We start from the raw sequence: 18,646 nt of genomic DNA on the forward strand, positions 1-18,646 counted from the left end.
ACATCACCCCGGCATTCGCCCATGCCACCCGCGTTCGATATTTTGTTCGCCGCCGTCCCCACCGGCTCACTTCCGTCCCGTCCCTCCCGAGGAGCCGGCCCGTGGATTCCGAGTCCACCGTCACCACCTGCTACCGCCATCCCCGAGTGGAGTGCTACGTCCGCTGCACCCGCTGCGAGCGGTACATCTGCCCGGACTGCATGCGTGAGGCGGCCGTGGGCCACCAGTGCCCCGAGTGCGTGAAGGAGGGCGCGCGGTCGGTGCGGCAGGCCCGCACCCTGGTGGGCGGCCGGGTCTCGGCGGTGCCCGTCGTGACGTACGTGCTGATCGTCCTCAATGTGCTGGTGTACCTGGCGGAGCTGGCGCGGCCGGAGGTCGTGGACCGGTTCGCGATGGTGGGCGCGGGGCTGGCCGGGCCGGACGGCGGGCACTACCTGTGGATGGACCCGTACCCCGCGGGCTTCAGTCCGGAGGGGCTGGTGGGCGGGGAGTGGTACCGGCTGCTGACCGGCGCGTTCCTGCACCTGCCGCCCACCGAGGGCACGTTCGGGATCGCCCACGTCGTGATGAACATGCTGGCGCTGTGGAACCTGGGCCGGCTGGTCGAGCCGATGCTGGGCCGGGTGCACTACCTCGCCCTGTACCTGCTGTCGGCGCTGGGCGGTTCGGTGCTGGTGCTGCTGATCGCGCCCCGGGACTCCGTGGTCGGCGCGTCCGGCGCGATCTTCGGGGTGGGGGCCGCGTACTACGTGATGGCCCGGCGCGTCGGGGCCGACATGAGCCGGGTCAACCGGTTCATGGCGGGGCTGCTGCTGTGGCTGGTGCTCTCCGCGTTCGTCACGTCCTGGGAGGGGCACCTCGGCGGGCTGCTGGCCGGCGGCACGGTGGCGTTCGCGTTCGCGTACGCCCCCAGGAACGGGTGGCGGCCGGTGGTCCAGGTGGGAGTGTGCGTGGCGCTGGTGGTGGTGCTGGGGGTGGCCGCGGTGGTCAAGGTGTCCGAACTGACAGGTGGAGGTATCCCCCAGTGAAACGTTCCGGTGTGCTGCTCCTCGCGGCCGTTCCTGTGATCGTCACGGGGGTGTACTTCGTCATGCCGGCGGACTCGGCGGACACCCCGGCGTCCGCGCCGCCCGCGGCCACCGCCCGGTCGGCCCGTGAGGACGCCAAGGACCGGGCCGAGGAGGAGCGGGCCGAGGACGACGCGGTCATCGCCGGTCTGCCGGCCGGGCTGGCCGCCCCCGCGAAGAAGGAGCTGGCCCAGCGGCTGGTGGCGAGCGCCGAGCACTCCACCACCGACTGGCGCGCCACCTACGGCGCCGTCGAGGACGAGGGCGACGGCTGCGGCTACACGGCGGGCATCATCGGCTTCTGCACCGGCACCCACGACCTGCTCATGCTGGTCGAGAGCTACACCGAGGACCACCCGGACAACGGGCTGGCGTCCTATCTGCCCGCCCTGCGCGAGGTCGACGGCACGGACTCCCACGAGGGCCTGGACCCCGGCTTCCCGGCCGCCTGGGAGGCGGAGGCGGAGGTGCCCGCCTTCCGGAAGGCGCAGGAAGCGGTGCGGGACCGCCTCTACTTCGAGCCGGCGGTCCGGCTCGCCAAGCTGGACGGCCTCGGCACGCTGGGCCAGTTCGTCTACTTCGACGCGATGGTCTTCCACGGCCCCGACACCGACGCGGACGGTTTCTACGCCCTGCGCGAGCGCACCCTGAAGCAGGCGAAGACGCCCGCCGCGGGCGGTTTCGAGAAGAAGTACCTGAACGCCTTCCTCGACATCCGCCGCGAGGCCATGCTCACCCGGTACCCGGACGGCGACACCTCCCGCGTCGACACGGCCCAGCGCCGGTTCCTGGAGGCCGGGAACCTGGGCCTGGACACCCCGCTGGTATGGGAGATGTACGGGGACCACTACCGGCTCCCCTGACCATGCGGAGGCGCCTGCCCGGTCGTCCGGTCGGGGACTGGGGGGCAGGCGCCACCAGGTGTTCCGTACGCCGTTGTACGGGACGCATGTGAGGGACCGTCAGGTCACCTTGTGCACCGCTCGTCAGACCGTCAGCGAGCGGTCCGTCGGGCGGATCGGGGCCGGCAGCTCGCTCGCCCCGGTGAGGAAGCGGTCGCAGCCGCGGGCGGCCGAGCGGCCCTCCGCGATCGCCCACACGATGAGCGACTGGCCGCGGCCGGCGTCACCGGCGACGAACACACCCGGCACGTTGGTCTGGAAGTCGGCGTCACGGGCGATGTTACCGCGCTCGTCGAGGTCCAGGCCGAACTGCTCGACCAGGCCGTTGTCCCGGTCGGTGCCGGTGAAGCCCATGGCGAGGGTGACGAGCTGGGCCGGGATCTTGCGCTCGGTGCCCGGCTTCGGGGTGAGCCTGCCGTCGACGAACTCGACCTCGCTCAGGTGCAGCCACTGGACGTTGCCGTCCTCGTCGCCCTCGAAGTGGGTGGTGGAGACGGAGTAGACCCGCTCACCGCCCTCCTCGTGCGCGGACGTGACCTTGTAGAGCATGGGGAAGGTCGGCCACGGCTGGGAGGCCGGGTCCCGCTCCTCGTTCGGGCGGGGCATGATCTCCAGCTGGGTGACGGAGGCCGCGCCCTGGCGGTGGGCGGTGCCCACGCAGTCGGCGCCGGTGTCGCCGCCGCCGATCACGACGACGTGCTTGCCCTCGGCGGTGATCGGCGGGGAGACGTAGTCGCCCTCCTGCACCTTGTTGGCCAGCGGCAGGTACTCCATGGCCTGGTGGATGCCCTTGAGCTCGCGGCCCGGCACCGGCAGGTCGCGGGCGGTCGTCGCGCCGACGGCGAGGACCACGGCGTCGTACCGCTTGCGCAGCGCGGTGGCCGGCATGTCACGGCCGATCTCCACGCCGGTGCGGAACTTGGTGCCCTCCGCGCGCATCTGCTCGATGCGGCGGTTGATGTGCCGCTTCTCCATCTTGAACTCGGGGATGCCGTAGCGCAGCAGGCCGCCGATGCGGTCGGCGCGCTCGTACACCGCGACCGTGTGGCCGGCCCGGGTCAGCTGCTGGGCGGCGGCCAGGCCCGCGGGGCCCGAGCCGACGACCGCGACGGTCTTGCCGGAGAGGCGCTCGGGGACCTGCGGGGCGACGTCACCGGTCTCCCACGCCTTGTCGATGATCGAGACCTCGACGTTCTTGATGGTGACCGGCGGCTGGTTGATGCCGAGCACGCACGCCGACTCGCACGGAGCCGGGCACAGGCGGCCGGTGAACTCCGGGAAGTTGTTGGTGGCGTGCAGCCGCTCGGAGGCGGCGCCCCAGTCCTCGCGGTAGGCGTAGTCGTTCCACTCGGGGATGAGGTTGCCCAGCGGACAGCCGTTGTGGCAGAACGGGATGCCGCAGTCCATGCAGCGGCTGGCCTGCTTGCTGATGATCGGCAGCAGGGAGCCGGGGACGTAGACCTCGTTCCAGTCCTTCTTCCGCTCCTCGACCGGACGGGACCTGGCGACCTCGCGGCCGTGGTTCAGAAAGCCCTTCGGGTCAGCCATTGATCGCCGCCTCCATCATCTTCTCGGTGATCTCGGTCTCGGTCAGACCGGCTCGCTCGGCGGCGTCCTTGGCGGCGAGCACTGCCTTGTACGTGCTGGGGATGATCTTGCTGAAGCGCTCCACAGCGGTGTCCCACTCGGCGAGCAGCTTCTCGGCGACGGTGGAGCCCGTCTCCTCCTGGTGGCGGCGGACGACGTCGTGCAGCCACTGCTTGTCGGCGTCGTCCAGGGGGCCCACGGCGTCCAGGTTGCCGGCGTTGACGTTGTCGCGGTCGAGGTCGATGACGTAGGCGATGCCGCCGGACATGCCGGCCGCGAAGTTGCGTCCCGTCTCGCCGAGGACGACCGCGTGTCCGCCGGTCATGTACTCGCAGCCGTGGTCGCCCACGCCCTCGGAGACGACCGTCGCGCCGGAGTTGCGGACGCAGAACCGCTCACCGGTCCGGCCGCGCAGGAACAGCTCGCCGCCGGTCGCGCCGTACGCGATCGTGTTGCCCGCGATGGTCGAGTACTCGGCGAGGTGGTCGGCCGCGCGGTCCGGGCGGACCACGATCCGGCCGCCGGACAGGCCCTTGCCGACGTAGTCGTTGGCGTCGCCCTCCAGGCGCAGCGTGACACCGCGCGGGACGAAGGCGCCGAAGGACTGGCCGGCGGAGCCGGTGAAGGTGATGTCGATGGTGTCGTCGGGCAGGCCCGCGCCGCCGAACTTCTTCGTCACCTCGTGGCCGAGCATGGTGCCGACCGTGCGGTTGATGTTGCGGATGGCGACCTGGGCGCGCACCGGCTGGACGTCCTCGGCGCCGGACGCGGCGAGGGCGTCGGCGGCGAGCTTGATCAGCTCGTTGTCGAGCGCCTTCTCCAGGCCGTGGTCCTGGGCGACGACCTGGTGGCGGACGGCGCCCTCGGGCAGCTCGGGCACGTGGAACAGCGGGGCCAGCTCCAGGCCCTGCGCCTTCCAGTGGTTCACCGCGCGGGTCACGTCGAGCACCTCGGCGTGGCCGACGGCCTCCTCGATGGAGCGGAAGCCCAGCTCGGCGAGGAGCTCGCGGACCTCCTCGGCGATGAACGTGAAGAAGTTCACGATGTACTCGGCCTTGCCGGAGAACCGGTCCCGCAGGACGGGGTTCTGGGTGGCGATGCCGACCGGGCAGGTGTCCAGGTGGCAGACGCGCATCATGACGCAGCCGGAGACGACCAGCGGGGCGGTGGCGAAGCCGAACTCCTCGGCGCCGAGCAGCGCGGCGATGACCACGTCACGGCCGGTCTTGAGCTGGCCGTCGGTCTGGACGACGATCCGGTCGCGCAGGCCGTTGAGCAGCAGGGTCTGCTGGGTCTCGGCGAGGCCGAGCTCCCAGGGGCCGCCGGCGTGCTTCAGCGAGGTGAGCGGGGAGGCGCCCGTGCCGCCGTCGTGGCCGGAGATCAGGACGACGTCCGCGTGCGCCTTGGAGACGCCCGCGGCGACGGTGCCGACGCCGACCTCGGAGACCAGCTTGACGTGGATGCGCGCCTTCGGGTTGGCGTTCTTCAGGTCGTGGATGAGCTGGGCGAGGTCCTCGATGGAGTAGATGTCGTGGTGCGGCGGCGGGGAGATGAGCCCCACGCCCGGCGTCGAGTGCCGGGTCTTCGCCACCCACGGGTAGACCTTGTGGCCGGGCAGCTGGCCGCCCTCGCCGGGCTTGGCGCCCTGGGCCATCTTGATCTGGATGTCGTCGGAGTTGACCAGGTACTCGGAGGTCACGCCGAAGCGGCCGGAGGCGACCTGCTTGATGGAGGAGCGGCGGGCCGGGTCGTACAGGCGCTCCGGGTCCTCGCCGCCCTCACCGGTGTTGGACTTGCCGCCGAGCTGGTTCATGGCGATGGCGAGGGTCTCGTGCGCCTCGCGGGAGATGGAGCCGTACGACATGGCGCCGGTGGAGAACCGCTTGACGATCTCGGAGACCGGCTCGACCTCGTCGACCGGGATCGGCTGCCGGTCGGACGTGAAGCCGAACAGGCCGCGCAGCGTCATCAGGCGCTCGGACTGCTCGTTCACCCGCTCGGTGTACTTCTTGAAGATGTCGTAGCGGCCGGAGCGCGTGGAGTGCTGGAGGCGGAAGACCGTCTCCGGGTCGAACAGGTGCGGCTCGCCCTCGCGGCGCCACTGGTACTCGCCGCCGATCTCCAGCGCGCGGTGCGCGGGGGCGATGCCGGAGGCGGGGTAGGCCTTGGCGTGGCGGGCGGCGACCTCCTGGGCGACGACGTCGATGCCGACGCCGCCGATCTTGGTGGCGGTGCCGTTGAAGTACTTCTCCACGAAGGCGTCCTCGAGGCCGACGGCCTCGAAGACCTGGGCGCCGCGGTAGGAGGCGACCGTGGAGATGCCCATCTTGGACATGACCTTCAGGACGCCCTTGCCGAGGGCGTAGATGAGGTTGCGGATGGCCTTCTCGGGCTCGATGTCCGGCAGGAAGGTGCCCGCGCGGACCAGGTCCTCGACGGACTCCATCGCCAGGTACGGGTTGACGGCGGCGGCGCCGTAGCCGATGAGCAGGGCGACGTGGTGGACCTCGCGGACGTCGCCGGCCTCGACCAGCAGGCCCACCTGGGTGCGCTGCTTGGTGCGGATGAGGTGGTGGTGGACGGCCGCGGTGAGCAGCAGCGACGGGATCGGCGCGTGCTCGGCGTCGGAGTGCCGGTCGGACAGGACGATCAGCCGGGCGCCGTTCTCTATGGCGGCGTCGGCCTCGGCGCAGATGTCCTCGATGCGTGTCGCGAGCGCGTCGCCGCCGCCGGAGACCCGGTACAGGCCGGAGAGGGTCGCGGCCTTGAAGCCGGGCATGTCGCCGTCGGCGTTGATGTGGATGAGCTTGGCCAGCTCGTCGTTGTCGATCACCGGGAAGGGCAGGACGACGCTACGGCAGGAGGCTGCGGTCGGCTCCAGCAGGTTGCCCGACGGGCCCAGCGGGGAGCGCAGGGAGGTGACCAGTTCCTCGCGGATCGCGTCCAGCGGCGGGTTGGTGACCTGGGCGAAGAGCTGGGTGAAGTAGTCGAAGAGCAGGCGCGGGCGCTCGCTCAGCGCGGCGATCGGCGAGTCGGTGCCCATCGAGCCGATCGGCTCGGCGCCGGCCTTGGCCATCGGCGCGATCAGGACCCGCAGCTCCTCCTCGGTGTAGCCGAAGGTCTGCTGGCGGCGGGTGACCGAGGCGTGGGTGTGCACGATGTGCTCGCGCTCGGGCAGGTCGGGCAGCTCGATCTCGCCGGCCTCGAGCCACTCCGCGTAGGGGTGCTCGGCGGCGAGCCCGTCCTTGATCTCGTCGTCCTCGATGATGCGGTGCTCGGCGGTGTCCACCAGGAACATCCGGCCGGGCTGGAGGCGGCCCTTGCGGACGACCTTCGCCGGGTCGATGTCGAGGACGCCGACCTCGGAGCCGAGGACGACCAGACCGTCGTCGGTGACCCAGTAGCGGCCGGGGCGCAGGCCGTTGCGGTCGAGTACGGCGCCGACCTGGGTGCCGTCGGTGAAGGTGACGCAGGCGGGGCCGTCCCAGGGCTCCATCATCGTGGAGTGGTACTGGTAGAAGGCGCGCCGGGCCGGGTCCATGGAGTCGTGGTTCTCCCACGCCTCCGGGATCATCATCAGCACGGAGTGCGGCAGCGAGCGCCCGCCCAGGTGCAGGAGCTCCAGGACCTCGTCGAAGGAGGCGGAGTCGGAGGCGTCGGGCGTGCAGACCGGGAAGATCCGCTCGAGTTCCTTGCCGGTGCCGAACAGGTCGGAGACGAGCTGGGACTCGCGGGCGCGCATCCAGTTGCGGTTGCCCTTGACGGTGTTGATCTCACCGTTGTGCGCGACGAAGCGGTACGGGTGTGCGAGCGGCCACGACGGGAAGGTGTTCGTGGAGAAGCGGGAGTGCACCAGTGCGATCGCGGAGCCGAAGCGGCGGTCGGACAGGTCCGGGAAGAAGGGCTCGAGCTGGCCGGTGGTCAGCATGCCCTTGTAGACGATGGTCCGCGCGGAGAGCGACGGGAAGTAGATGCCCACCTCGCGCTCGGCGCGCTTGCGCAGGACGAACGCCTTGCGGTCGAGGTCGAGGCCCTTGAGTTCGCCGGCGGTGACGAAGATCTGCCGGAAGAGCGGCATCGTCGAGCGGGCGGTGGCGCCGAGCAGTTCGGGCGCGACCGGCACCTCGCGCCAGCCGAGGACGGTCAGGCCCTCGTCGGCGGCGATCTCCTCGATGCGGGCGACGGCGGCGTCGGCGCCGTCCTCCGGGAGGAAGGCGATGCCGACGGCGTAGCCGCCGGCCTCGGGCAGGTCGAATCCGGCCACCTCGCGGAAGAAGGCGTCCGGGACCTGGGAGAGGATTCCGGCGCCGTCGCCGGAGTCCGGCTCGGAACCGGTGGCACCGCGGTGTTCGAGGTTGCGCAGGACCGTGAGGGCCTGGTCCACCAGGGTGTGGGACGCCTCGCCGGTGAGGGTGGCGACGAAGCCGACGCCGCAGGCGTCGTGCTCGTTGCGGGGGTCGTACATACCCTGCGCAGCAGGGCGAGCATCCATGAAAGACCAGCTCAGGCGGTCGTTCGCGGAATGCTGGGACGGCTGGCGCGGCGTACGCATCGGCTCTCCCGTCGTCGTCATGTGGCATGTGCAAGGTGCCGAGGGACGACGTTGGCCCTCTGCGTGGTGCAAAATTTCGTGCAGGTTACATGATGGAGCGGTTCTCGGAAACCGGGATAATCCGTTCCAGCATGCGGACACCACATGGGTCGCGGTGAGGTTCCGCGCCTGATGGTGGAAGCCATGGGGACCGGTCGGACAGATCGATGTCCCTCGCGGTCCGGTGGCGGGAAAAGGCTCCTTCGCCCGACCCGCGGGGCGCGCTGTCGGCCTCTTTGCCCACAGCGCTTACGGCTCATGCCCAGTGGCCATGCGCCCGAAACCAGCACGTTACGACTACTTATGCGGCCCAACGCATAAGTGCGAGTCGCATTATCCTACGGCCGTTCCGAACAGTGTGCCCAGGGTGTACGTCACACCGGCCGCCGCGCCACCGAGGGCGAGCTGCCGCAGGCCGCTGTACCACCAGCTCCGCGCCGTCACCTTGGCCACCACCGCACCGCACAGGAAGAGCCCGAGCAGCGCCAGCAGCACGGCGGGCCACAGGCTGCTCGCGCCGAGCAGATACGGCAGTACGGGCAGCAGGGCGCCCAGCGCGAAGGAGCCGAAGCTGGACACGGCGGCGACGGTGGGCGAGGGCAGGTCGGAGGGGTCGATGCCGAGTTCCTCGCGGGCGTGGATCTCCAGCGCCTGCTCGGGGTCCCGGGAGAGCTGCCGGGCGACCTCGCGGGCCAGCCCGGGCTCGACGCCGCGCGACGCGTAGAGAGCGGCGAGCTCGGCCTCCTCGTCCTTGGGGTGCTTGCGCAGCTCACGCCGCTCGACGTCGAGCTCGGCCTCGACCAGCTCACGCTGGGAGGCGACGGAGGTGTACTCGCCGGCCGCCATGGAGAAGGCGCCGGCGGCCAGACCGGCGAGGCCGGTGAGCACGACGGTCTGCTGACCGACCGCCCCTCCGGCGACACCGGTCATCAGGGCGAGGTTGGAGACCAGTCCGTCCATCGCGCCGAAGACCGCGGGGCGCAGCCAGCCGCCGTTCACGTCCCGGTGCGTGTGGTTGTCGCGGTGCGCCTCGTGCAGCGTCGCCTCGGTCTCGATGATGGCCATGCCTGTGTCCCCCACAGTTCCTCTTTGGACAAGTTCTATTATTCGACAACACCCAACGTACGCCTCCTCATTCCGTCCCGCCAGCAAGGAAAGGCTGGGCTAACCTGCGGTTTTGCATGGTTTGCTCGTTTGCGTGGATGGGTGCGCAGATGTCGACCGGGTGACGCTGGGGCCGGTGAGGCTGCGCCGGGCACCGAGCCGGGGACAGATGCGCAAAGGGCTCCGCGCCTCTCGGGGCGCACCTGAGAGGAGAGCCGCGTATGGCATCGACCGCCCGCATCCCCTCTGTCCCGGCTGTCCCGACCGGCCCGGCCGGCCCGCCTGTTCCGACCGGCCCGGCGCCCGGGGACACCCTCGGGCGCCGTGAGCGGGCGCGCGGCGCGCTGCTCGGCCTGGCCGTCGGCGACGCGCTGGGCGCCCCGGCCGAGAACATGAAGCCCTCCGACATCCGCGCGCGGTGGGGCCGCATCACGGGGTACGTGACGGAGCACCCGGCGGGCACGGACGACACCGAGTACGCGATCTTCTCCGGCCTGCTGCTGGCCCGGCACGGCTCCGCGCTCACCCCGGCGCACGTCGACGCGGCCTGGCACGAGTGGATCGCGGACCGCGCGGAGGGCCCCTTCCGGGGCGCCGGCTTCAGCGAGCGCGGCACGCTGGAGAACCTGCGCCGGGGGCTGGCGGCGCCGATCTCCGCCCAGCACCGGCACGCCTGGAGCGACGGGCTGGCGATGCGGGCGGCTCCCCACGGGGTGTTCGCGGCCGGCCGTCCCGACGAGGCGGCCCGGCTGGCGGCGATCGACGGTTCGGTCAGCCACGACGGCGAGGGCATCTACGGCGGCCAGGCGGTCGCGGCGGGCGTCGCGGCGGCGATGGCCGGGGCGCCGGTGGTCGCGGTCGTGGCCTCGGCCCTGGCGGTCGTCCCGGACGACTCCTGGACCGCCCGCTCACTGCGCCGCGCCGTGACCGCCGCCCACCTGGGCGAACGCGCGGTCCGCGCGGCGGTGGTGATCGGCGGCTACCCGTGGACGGACCTGGCCCCCGAGGCGGTCGCCCTCGCCTTCGGCGCCTACGCGGCGGCCGACGGCGACTTCGAACAGGCGGTGCTGACGGCCGTCAACATGGGCCGCGACGCGGACACCACGGCGGCGGTGGCCGGCGCCCTGGCGGGCGCGACCCGGGGCGCCGCGGCGATCCCGCCGGCCTGGTCGTCCGCCATCACCCCGGCCCGCGGCACCTGCCTCCCGACCATGGCGGGCCACCACATCCTGGACATCGCGGACCTGCTGACGCCGGAGGCGCCCAGATGATCCCCCTGACCGAGACACAACCCACCCCCACGAAGAGCACCCCACCCGAGGCCGCCGACGGCGAGACGACCCCACAGGGGCCACCCGCACCCGACGACGAATGCCGCACGGGTGGTGCGGGTGGGAACATCCGGGCCGAAGGCGAAACCGAGGCCGAAAGCCCCGCCCGACCGCCGCAGGCACGAACCGAGGCCGTCGAGACCGCGCCGCGGGCGAGAATCGAGGGCCTCCTCCTCGGCCTCGCCGCAGGCGACGCCGCCGGCTGGCCCGCCGCCCGCCACCGGGCGGCACGGATGCCCGAGTGGACCAGACGCCTCACCCGTGAACTGGACACCTTCGCGGAGCAGAACGCGACGACCACCCTCCCCGTCCCCATCGCCCTCAACCAGCCTTCCGAACCCCTGCGCCTGGGCCCCTCCGACGACGCCGAATGGGCGGCCTTCGCCGCGGAGGCCGTCCTCCGCGCCGGGGACGACACCGCCTTCGGCGACCTGAGCCGGGAGCGCCGCACCCGCGCGGCGATCGACCTGACCTGGAACACCGTCGCCGGCGAGGTCGCCGCGGCGGCGGACCGCGCCCCCGAGACGGAGTCCGCCGTACTCCCCCTGCGCGCCCGCATCTCCGTCCGGGCCGGCCTCGGAAACCTCGCCACCGGCCTGCGCCCGCCCGCCACCGGCCACGACAATCCCCATTACTTCGACGACGCCGCCTGCGTACGCGCCTGTGTGCTGGCCGTGGCCCACCCGGGCGACCCACGGGCCGCCGCCGACCTCGCGGAGTTCGACGCCCGCTACACCCAGGACGGCGACGGCGTGCACGGCGCCCGCGCCATGGCCGCCGCCGTCTCCCTGGCCCTCACCGGCGCGGACCCGCACACCTGCGTGGCGGCGGCCTGCGCCGAGCTGCCCGAGGACACGGAGATCGGCCGCAACGCCCGGTACGCCCTGAAGCTCGCGGCGGACGCCGACAGCGCCTTCGCCCTCGTACCACCGCTGGAGCACCAGATCGTCGACCACGTCTACAGCTACGGCGTCGCCGCCGCCGAGACCGTCCCCGTCGCCCTCGCCCTCGCCACCGCCGCCCACGGCCGGATCGCGGAGGCGGTCCCCGCGGCGGCCTGTCTGTCCCGGGTCGCGGACTCCGCCCCGGCGCTCGTCGGCGCCCTCACCGGCGCGCTGGGCGGCGGGGCCGCGATCCCGGGGACGTGGCGGGAGAGCTGCCGCACCCTCTCCGGCTGCGTACTCCCCCGGCTCACCGGCACGGACCTGGTGGAACTCGCCGGACTCCTGGAAGCCGCACAACCGGCCCCGGCGGGGGGATGATTCGGTCATGACGCGCGAAAAGGCGGAAAAGAGCGACCAGGGCCCGCCCCTGGACGAGCGGATCACCGGTGCTCTCGTCGGAGCGGCCGTCGGCGACGCCCTCGGCGGGCCGGTCGAGGGGTACTCCCCCGAGCAGATCGTCGAGCGCCACGGCGGGCGCGTGCACGGCGTCGTCGGCCCGTGGAACGGCGACGCGTGGCGCACCGCCCGCCCCATCGCGCCGTACCACAAGGGCGACGGCCACGTCACCGACGACACCCTGATGACGCACGCGCTGATCCGGGTGTACGCGACGGTCCGCGACCACCTGGACGCCTACGCCGTCGCCGACCACCTGGTCCCGGACCTGATGACGAACCCGCGCTGGATCCCGGAGCTGGAGGCGGAGGCGCTCCCGCTGCAGCGGATCTTCCTCGCCGAGAAGTGGCTCGTGGCCCGCCTGCACTACGGCCACGTCGACCCGCGCGAGGCCGGCACCGGCAACATCGTCAACTGCGGTGCCGCGATGTACATGGCCCCGGTCGGCCTGGTCAACGCCGCCCACCCGGCCGCCGCCTACGCCGAGGCGCTGGATGTCGCGGGCGCGCACCAGTCGTCGTACGGCAGGGAGGCGGCCGGGGTCCTCGCGGCGGCCGTGGCGGCGGCGTGCGCGCCGGGCGCGACGGCGGACTCGGTGGTCGCCGCGTGTCTGTCGTCGGCGAAGGACGGCACGCGGGCGGCGATCGAGAAGGTCTGCGACGTCGCCTCGCGGTACACGGACTTCGAGTCGGCGCTGGGTCCGCTGCGGGAGGCGGTGGCGCCGTACGACACGGTCGGCCCCGACTACCGCTCCCCCTCCCTGGGCGCCCGCCGCCCGTCGCGGCTGCACGCCGTCGAGGAGCTCCCGGTGGCGCTCGGCATGCTGGTGGTGGCCGGCGGCGACTTCCGCCATGCGGTCCTCGGCGCGGTGAACTACGGCCGCGACTGCGACTCCATCGCCACGATGGCCGGCGCGGTGGCCGGCGCGCTCGGCTCACCGGTCCCCGAGAGCTGGGCCAAGACGGTGGCGGAGGCCAGCCGCCTCGACCTGTGGGAACCGGCGGCCACCCTCACCGCCGTGACGCGCGAGATCTTCGTACGCGACGTCCAGCGCCGCCGCGCGCACGAGCGGGCGTTCGCGGACCTGGGAGGCCCCGGATGCTCCGACTGACCTGGGTCCAGCCGGAGGACCTGATCGGCCACGAGCTGCGCCAGGCGTCCCAGGACGGCCGCGAACCCTCCGCCGTCGCCGCCCGCTGGCACGCGGCGGGCGGCCCCGAGGCCCCGCTCCACGCGGGCGCGTCCCCGGAACCGGCCTCCCCCTACCTCCGCCTCCTGGCCACCGACCTCCTCGACGAACTCGCCGACCTCCCCAGCGCCTTGGCGGACGACGAACCGACCGACCTGACCAGAATCAAGTCCCTGTGCCCCGACTGGCCCGTGACCGCGGGCGATCGTCCCGCCCGGGGCGATGGGGGTCCCCTCACTCGAGCGGAGCCGAGAGCCGGGGAGGGCGGGCGACGGGAGTCCCCCCGCCCGAGCGGAGCCGAGAGCGGGGCAGGCACCCCCCGAACGCCGGGCCGCGCGACCCGCCCCCGCCCGGCGTCCCCCGCCGCCCTGGAAGCCGCCTGGCTCGGCAGAGCGGTCGGCTGCCTCCTGGGCAAACCGGTGGAGAAGCTCCCCCTCACCGCCATCCGCCAACTGGCCCGGGCCACCGGCAACTGGCCCCTCACCACGTACTTCACCGCTCACGGCGTCCCGGACGACCTCCTCACCCGCCACCCCTGGAACCGCCGCTCCGCGACCACCTCCCTCGCCGAGAACATCGACGGCATGCCCGAGGACGACGATCTCAACTACCCCCTCCTGAACCTCCTCGTCCTCCAACGCCACGGCCGCGCCTTCACCCCCACCGACGTGGCCCGGGTCTGGCTGGACGAACTCCCCGCAGGGCGTACCTTCACCGCCGAACGCGTCGCCTACCGCAACCTCCTCAGCGGTCTGGAACCGCCACTGACCGCCCGCCACCACAACCCCTTCCGCGAGTGGATCGGCGCCCTGATCCGCGCCGACGTGCACGGCTGGACCAATCCCGGCGACCCGGCCGCCGCCGCCGAGCAGGCCCACCGCGACGCCACCCTCACCCACACCGCCAACGGCGTCTACGCGGCGATGTTCACGGCGGCCGTCATCGCCACCGCCGCCACCGGAGACCACGACGTCCACGCCTGTCTGCGCACCGGCCTCACCGTCGTCCCGCCCCGCTCCCGCCTCGCCCGGGCCGTCCACCGGGCCATTCGGCTCGCGCACGAGCACACCGACTTCGACACCGTCGTCGACGTCCTGCACAGCACCTACGCCGCCACCCACCACTGGGTGCACGCCGTCCCCAACACCGCTCTGATCGCCGCCGCCCTCACCCACGCCGACGGCGACTTCACCGGCTCGATCCGCCGCGCGGTGTCCGGCGGCTGGGACACCGACTCCAACGGCGCGACGGCCGGCAGCATCGCCGGCCTGCTCGCCGGTTCGCCCCGTGCCCTCCCCGAACGCTGGACGGCCCCGCTGAAGAACCGCCTGGCCACCTCCGTCGGCGACTTCCACGGCACCGGCTTCGACACCCTGGCCCATCTGACCCACCTGGAGGCCACCCGCCCATGACGCCGTACGACGATCCCGCCCCCGCCCCGACCGGCCCCCCGCTGACCGGACTGCGCGTCCTGGACCTCGCCACCCTCTTCGCCGGCCCCCTCGCCGCGACCCTGCTCGGCGACTTCGGCGCGGAGGTCGTCAAGGTCGAGCACCCGAGGAAACCGGACCCCTCCCGCGGCCACGGCCCGTCGAAGAACGGCATCGGCCTGTGGTGGAAGATGCTCGGCCGCAACAAACGCACCATCACCCTCGACCTGTCCACGCGCGGCGGACAGGCCACCCTGCTGCGCCTCGCCGGGACCGCCGACGTGATCATCGAGAACTTCCGCCCCGGCACCCTGGAGAAGTGGGACCTGGGCTGGCCCGAGCTGTCCGCCGTCAACCCCCGGCTGATCCTGGTCCGGGTCACCGGCTTCGGCCAGTTCGGCCCGTACGCGCACCGCCCCGGCTTCGGCACCCTCGCCGAGGCGATGAGCGGCTTCGCCGCGATCACCGGCGAACCGGACGCACCGCCCACCCTCCCCCCGTTCGGCCTGGCGGACTCCATCGCGGGCCTGACCACGGCGTACGCCGTCATGACCGCGCTCGCCGGCCGGGACCGCACGGGAGAGGGCCAGGTCGTCGACATGGCGCTGATCGAGCCGATCCTCACCGCGCTCGGCCCCCAGCCCACCTGGTACGACCAGCTCGGCCACGTCCAGCCCCGTACCGGCAACCGCTCCCAGAACAACGCCCCGCGCGGCACCTACCGCACCGCCGACGGCACCTGGGTCGCCGTCTCCACCTCGGCCCAGTCGATCGCCGAGCGCGTGATGGTGCTGGTGGGCCGGCCCGACCTGCTCGACGAACCCTGGTTCGCCACCGGCGAGGACCGGGCCCGGCACGCGGACGTGCTGGACGAGGCGGTCGGCGGCTGGATCTCCCGGCACACCCGCGCCGACGTGCTGGCCGCCTTCGAGAAGGCGGAGGCGGCCGTCGCCCCCGTCCAGGACGTACGGGACGTGATGACGGACCCGCAGTACCAGGCCCTGGACACGATCACCACGGTCGACGACCCCGAGCTGGGCCCGCTGCGCATGCAGAACGTCCTCTTCCGGCTCTCCGGCACCCCGGGGGCGATCCGCTGGGCGGGCCGCCCGCACGGCGCGGACACCGAGGAGGTCCTGACCGAGCTGGGCCTCACGCCCGACGACCTCGCTGAGCTCCGCGCGGAGGGCGCCCTGTGACGGGCTCCCCGCTGACCTGGCTGTACGCCCCCGGCGACCGTCCTCCCGTGGTGGCGAAGGCGCTCGCCTCCGGCGCCGACGTGGTGGTCATCGACCTGGAGGACGCGGTCGCCCCCGACCGCAAGGCCTACGCCCGCTCCGCCACCGCCGAGCTGCTGCGCGACCCCCAGCCGGTCCCGGTCCACGTCCGCGTCAACGCCCTGTCCGGCCCCTGGGGCCGCGCCGACCTCGCGGCCGTCGCGCACGCCCCCGGCCTGTCCGGTCTGCGCCTGCCCAAGGTGTCGTCCCCGTCCGACGTCGTACGCGTCGCCCGGCGCACCGTGTCCGCCCACGGCGGCGCACTGCCCCTGTACGCCCTCCTGGAGACGGCCCTCGGCATCGAACGCGCCCATGCCGTGGCCACCGCCCACCCGTCCCTGCGCGGTATCGCCATCGGTGAGGCGGACCTACGGGCCGACCTGGGCGTACGCGACGACGCTGGCCTCGACTGGTCCCGCTCCCGGGTGGTCGTCGCCGCGCGTGCGGCGGGCCTGGCCCCGCCCACCCAGTCCGTCCACCCCGACATCCGCGACCTGGACGGCCTGGCCGCCTCCTGCGCCCACGGCCGCGCCCTGGGCTTCCTGGGCCGCGCCGCCATCCACCCCCGCCAGCTCCCGGTCATCGAGCGCGCCTACCTCCCCACGGAGGAGGAGATCGAACAGGCGGAGACCATCCTCAAGGCGGCAGCCTCCGACCAGGGCGCCCAGGCCCTCCCCAACGGCACCTTCATCGACACGGCAGTGGTGAAAGCAGCCCAGAGAACCCTCTCCCTGACCACCAGACCCTGACCTACCCATAAACGGCGGACAGCCGCGCCGCCCCCATCCTCGCAATCCGCGGGCAGTCGTGCCGCAGGGCGGCACGGGTGGGCTGGGGGTCCCCCCTCTGGGGGAGGCACCCCGCGAACGCCGGGCTGCGTGAACCGCCCCCGCCCCACACACGCCGAGGGCGCCCGGAAAACCCGGGCGCCCTCGGTGTCGTACAGCGAACCGTCAGCTCTTCTTCGCCGACCCGGCCCCGTCCTTGGCGTCCTCGCCCGCGTCCGACGACTCGCCCTCGTCCTTCTTCTCCACGCCCTCGGCGGAGTCGCCCTCGGCCTTCTCCACGCCCTCGGCGGAGTCGCCCTCGGCCCCATCCGCCTCACCGCCGGAGGCACCCTCACCGCCGGAGGCACCCGGCTCCACCACGTCCTCCCGCCCCGGCCGCTTCCGCACCGACAGCACGATGTACAGCACCGCCAGCAGGAACACCAGGAGCGCCGTCCAGTTGTTCAGCCGCAGACCGAGGATGTGGTGCGCCTCGTCGACGCGCATGTACTCGATCCAGAACCGCCCCGCGCAGTACCCGGCGACGTACAGCGCGAACGCCCGCCCGTGCCCGAGCTTGAACCGCCGGTCCGCCCAGATCACCAGCAGCGCCACACCGACGCACCACAGCGACTCGTACAGGAACGTCGGGTGGTACGTCCCCGGCTCCCGCCCGGCGGCGGAGGAGGTGATCTCCACGGCCCACGGCACGTCGGTGGGCCGCCCGTACAGCTCCTGGTTGAACCAGTTGCCCCAGCGTCCGATCGCCTGGGCGAAGGCGATGCCCGGCGCGATGGCATCGGCGTAGGCGGGCAGCGGGATGCCACGGCGCCGGCAGCCGATCCAGGCGCCCAGCGCACCGAGGGCGATCGCGCCCCAGATGCCGAGGCCGCCCTCCCAGATCTTGAAGGCGTCCACCCAGTCACGGCCCTCGCTGAAATACAGCTGGTAGTCCGTGATCACGTGGTAGAGCCGGCCGCCGATCAGGCCGAAGGGCACGGCCCAGACAGCGATGTCGGCCACCGTGCCGGCCCGCCCGCCCCGGGCGATCCAGCGCTTGTTGCCGAGCCAGACGGCAACGAAGACGCCGATGATGATGCAGAACGCGTAGCCGCGCAGCGGAACGGGGCCGAGGTACAGCACCCCGCTCGACGGGCTGGGAATGTAGGCAAGTTCCATGGCAGGGTCGACGCTACCGTGCCGGACCGGCCGCACGGCAGGCAGCCCGGCTACGGCTCCATAACAGGACCGTCGGATCGTCGGTCCGGGGCGTCACTGTCCCTTGTTGGCCTCCTCGACCATCCGCTTGAACTTCTCGGGGGTCATCGAGCGGTCCTGGTTGATGTTCCTGCCCTCGTACAGCACCGTCGGCGTGCCGCTGAAGCCGCCCTTCTGGAACGCCTCGTGGGACTTGGCGACCCAGCTGTTGTGCGTGCCGTCCTCGACGCAGGTGCGGAAGGCGGGGGTGTCGAGTCCGTCGACCTTGCCGGCCAGCTCGATCAGCTTGCCGCCGTCGGCGAAGGCGTCGTCGCTCTCCGGCGGCTGGTTCTCGAACAGCACGTCGTGGTACGCGGCGAACTTCCCGGCGTCCTGGGCGCAGGCGGCGGCGTTGGCCGCGTTGCGGGAGCCGGTGCCGCCCAGGCCGTTGTCGATCAGTGTGACCAGGTGGTACTCCACCTTCAGCTGCCCGGATCCGGTCAGCTCGTGGATGGTGGGGCTGTAGTTCTGCTCGAAGACCTTGCAGGCCGGGCAGCGGAAGTCCTCCCACACGGTGAGGGTGGCCTTGGCGCTCTCCTTGCCGACCGGGATGGCGAGGCCGTCCTTGCCCAGGGCCCCGGAGGGCGCCACGACGGGGCCGGACGCCTCGCTCTCGTCGTCCCCGCCCGAACTGGCGGCGATGACACCGATCACCGCCGCGAGCCCCAGGACACAGAGCACGCTCGCGCCCACGATCAGGGCACGGCGTCGCTTCTCCGCCTTCTTCCGCTTCTCTCGCTCGTCCGCCATCCGCTCCCGGGCGGTGCGCTTTCCCTCACGGTTCTTCTCGCTCACACCCGCAGA

13 protein-coding genes are annotated in these 18,646 nt (G+C 72.6%); 8 read left to right on the forward strand and 5 right to left on the reverse strand.

The window, feature by feature from the left end; translation table 11 throughout:
* Positions 1–101: 101 nt before the first annotated feature.
* Both IH50_RS0108140 and IH50_RS0108145 read left to right on the forward strand, forming a co-directional pair.
* Entirely contained in the window at positions 102–1,028 is a 927-nt protein-coding gene (locus tag IH50_RS0108140) for a rhomboid family intramembrane serine protease (protein WP_030858838.1), read from the forward strand.
* Positions 1,025–1,930 (forward strand): chitosanase, encoded by a 906-nt coding sequence (locus tag IH50_RS0108145; protein WP_030858840.1) that lies wholly within the window; start codon positions 1,025–1,027, stop codon positions 1,928–1,930. Before IH50_RS0108140 ends, IH50_RS0108145 begins: the two co-directional genes overlap by 4 nt.
* 123 nt (positions 1,931–2,053) lie before the next feature.
* Here IH50_RS0108145 and IH50_RS0108150 read toward each other — a convergent pair whose 3' ends face one another.
* The 3 genes from IH50_RS0108150 to IH50_RS0108160 all read right to left on the reverse strand — a co-directional run bounded on the left by IH50_RS0108150 (position 2,054) and on the right by IH50_RS0108160 (position 9,212).
* Positions 2,054–3,517 (reverse strand): glutamate synthase subunit beta, encoded by a 1,464-nt coding sequence (locus tag IH50_RS0108150; protein ID WP_030858842.1) that lies wholly within the window; start codon positions 3,515–3,517, stop codon positions 2,054–2,056.
* Positions 3,510–8,108 (reverse strand): glutamate synthase large subunit, encoded by a 4,599-nt coding sequence (gene gltB, locus IH50_RS0108155; RefSeq protein ID WP_078913895.1) that lies wholly within the window; start codon positions 8,106–8,108, stop codon positions 3,510–3,512. The genes IH50_RS0108150 and gltB overlap by 8 nt, the downstream gene beginning before the upstream one ends.
* A 372-nt stretch (positions 8,109–8,480) precedes the next feature.
* Complete coding sequence (locus IH50_RS0108160; protein WP_030858846.1) at positions 8,481–9,212, reverse strand: VIT1/CCC1 transporter family protein; 732 nt, start codon at positions 9,210–9,212, stop codon at positions 8,481–8,483.
* Positions 9,213–9,472: 260 nt separating this feature from the next.
* Here IH50_RS0108160 and IH50_RS0108165 point away from each other — a divergent pair, with 260 nt between their 5' ends.
* From IH50_RS0108165 to IH50_RS0108190, 6 genes are read left to right on the forward strand one after another with little or no spacing between them, the layout of a single operon-like run.
* Positions 9,473–10,522, forward strand: coding sequence for an ADP-ribosylglycohydrolase family protein (locus tag IH50_RS0108165; protein ID WP_030858848.1), 1,050 nt, complete (start codon positions 9,473–9,475; stop codon positions 10,520–10,522).
* Positions 10,519–11,844 (forward strand): ADP-ribosylglycohydrolase family protein, encoded by a 1,326-nt coding sequence (locus IH50_RS0108170; RefSeq protein WP_234328113.1) that lies wholly within the window; start codon positions 10,519–10,521, stop codon positions 11,842–11,844. The genes IH50_RS0108165 and IH50_RS0108170 overlap by 4 nt, the downstream gene beginning before the upstream one ends.
* Before the next feature lie 7 nt (positions 11,845–11,851).
* A complete protein-coding gene (locus IH50_RS0108175; protein WP_030858852.1) occupies positions 11,852–13,033 on the forward strand; it encodes an ADP-ribosylglycohydrolase family protein in 1,182 nt (393 codons plus the stop codon).
* Positions 13,021–14,523 carry an ADP-ribosylglycohydrolase family protein gene (locus tag IH50_RS0108180; protein WP_030858854.1) on the forward strand — a complete coding sequence of 501 codons (1,503 nt, stop codon included), beginning with the start codon at positions 13,021–13,023 and terminating at the stop codon, positions 14,521–14,523. The genes IH50_RS0108175 and IH50_RS0108180 overlap by 13 nt, the downstream gene beginning before the upstream one ends.
* Positions 14,520–15,740 carry a CaiB/BaiF CoA transferase family protein gene (locus tag IH50_RS0108185; RefSeq protein ID WP_030858856.1) on the forward strand — a complete coding sequence of 407 codons (1,221 nt, stop codon included), beginning with the start codon at positions 14,520–14,522 and terminating at the stop codon, positions 15,738–15,740. The genes IH50_RS0108180 and IH50_RS0108185 overlap by 4 nt, the downstream gene beginning before the upstream one ends.
* Positions 15,737–16,567 carry an HpcH/HpaI aldolase/citrate lyase family protein gene (locus IH50_RS0108190; RefSeq protein WP_030858858.1) on the forward strand — a complete coding sequence of 277 codons (831 nt, stop codon included), beginning with the start codon at positions 15,737–15,739 and terminating at the stop codon, positions 16,565–16,567. The genes IH50_RS0108185 and IH50_RS0108190 overlap by 4 nt, the downstream gene beginning before the upstream one ends.
* A 204-nt stretch (positions 16,568–16,771) precedes the next feature.
* Here IH50_RS0108190 and lgt read toward each other — a convergent pair whose 3' ends face one another.
* Together lgt and IH50_RS0108200 are read right to left on the reverse strand one after the other, a co-directional pair.
* A complete protein-coding gene (gene lgt, locus IH50_RS0108195; RefSeq protein WP_078913896.1) occupies positions 16,772–17,764 on the reverse strand; it encodes a prolipoprotein diacylglyceryl transferase in 993 nt (330 codons plus the stop codon).
* 93 nt (positions 17,765–17,857) lie between these two features.
* Positions 17,858–18,637, reverse strand: coding sequence for a DsbA family protein (locus IH50_RS0108200; RefSeq protein WP_030858863.1), 780 nt, complete (start codon positions 18,635–18,637; stop codon positions 17,858–17,860).
* Positions 18,638–18,646 lie beyond the last annotated feature (9 nt).

Origin of the sequence: Streptomyces sp. NRRL S-37 (genome assembly GCF_000721605.1) — a bacterium.
Lineage (GTDB): Bacteria > Actinomycetota > Actinomycetes > Streptomycetales > Streptomycetaceae > Streptomyces.

What these genes read in the sequence shown, in the direction of transcription:
- lgt (WP_078913896.1), bottom strand. Translation starts at nt 17,764, where the DNA reads ATGGAACTTGCCTACATTCCCAGCCCGTCGAGCGGGGTGCTGTACCTC.
- gltB (WP_078913895.1), bottom strand. Translation starts at nt 8,108, where the DNA reads ATGCGTACGCCGCGCCAGCCGTCCCAGCATTCCGCGAACGACCGCCTG.
- IH50_RS0108170 (WP_234328113.1), top strand. Translation starts at nt 10,519, where the DNA reads ATGATCCCCCTGACCGAGACACAACCCACCCCCACGAAGAGCACCCCA.
- IH50_RS0108160 (WP_030858846.1), bottom strand. Translation starts at nt 9,212, where the DNA reads ATGGCCATCATCGAGACCGAGGCGACGCTGCACGAGGCGCACCGCGAC.
- IH50_RS0108175 (WP_030858852.1), top strand. Translation starts at nt 11,852, where the DNA reads ATGACGCGCGAAAAGGCGGAAAAGAGCGACCAGGGCCCGCCCCTGGAC.
- IH50_RS0108165 (WP_030858848.1), top strand. Translation starts at nt 9,473, where the DNA reads ATGGCATCGACCGCCCGCATCCCCTCTGTCCCGGCTGTCCCGACCGGC.
- IH50_RS0108150 (WP_030858842.1), bottom strand. Translation starts at nt 3,517, where the DNA reads ATGGCTGACCCGAAGGGCTTTCTGAACCACGGCCGCGAGGTCGCCAGG.
- IH50_RS0108185 (WP_030858856.1), top strand. Translation starts at nt 14,520, where the DNA reads ATGACGCCGTACGACGATCCCGCCCCCGCCCCGACCGGCCCCCCGCTG.
- IH50_RS0108180 (WP_030858854.1), top strand. Translation starts at nt 13,021, where the DNA reads ATGCTCCGACTGACCTGGGTCCAGCCGGAGGACCTGATCGGCCACGAG.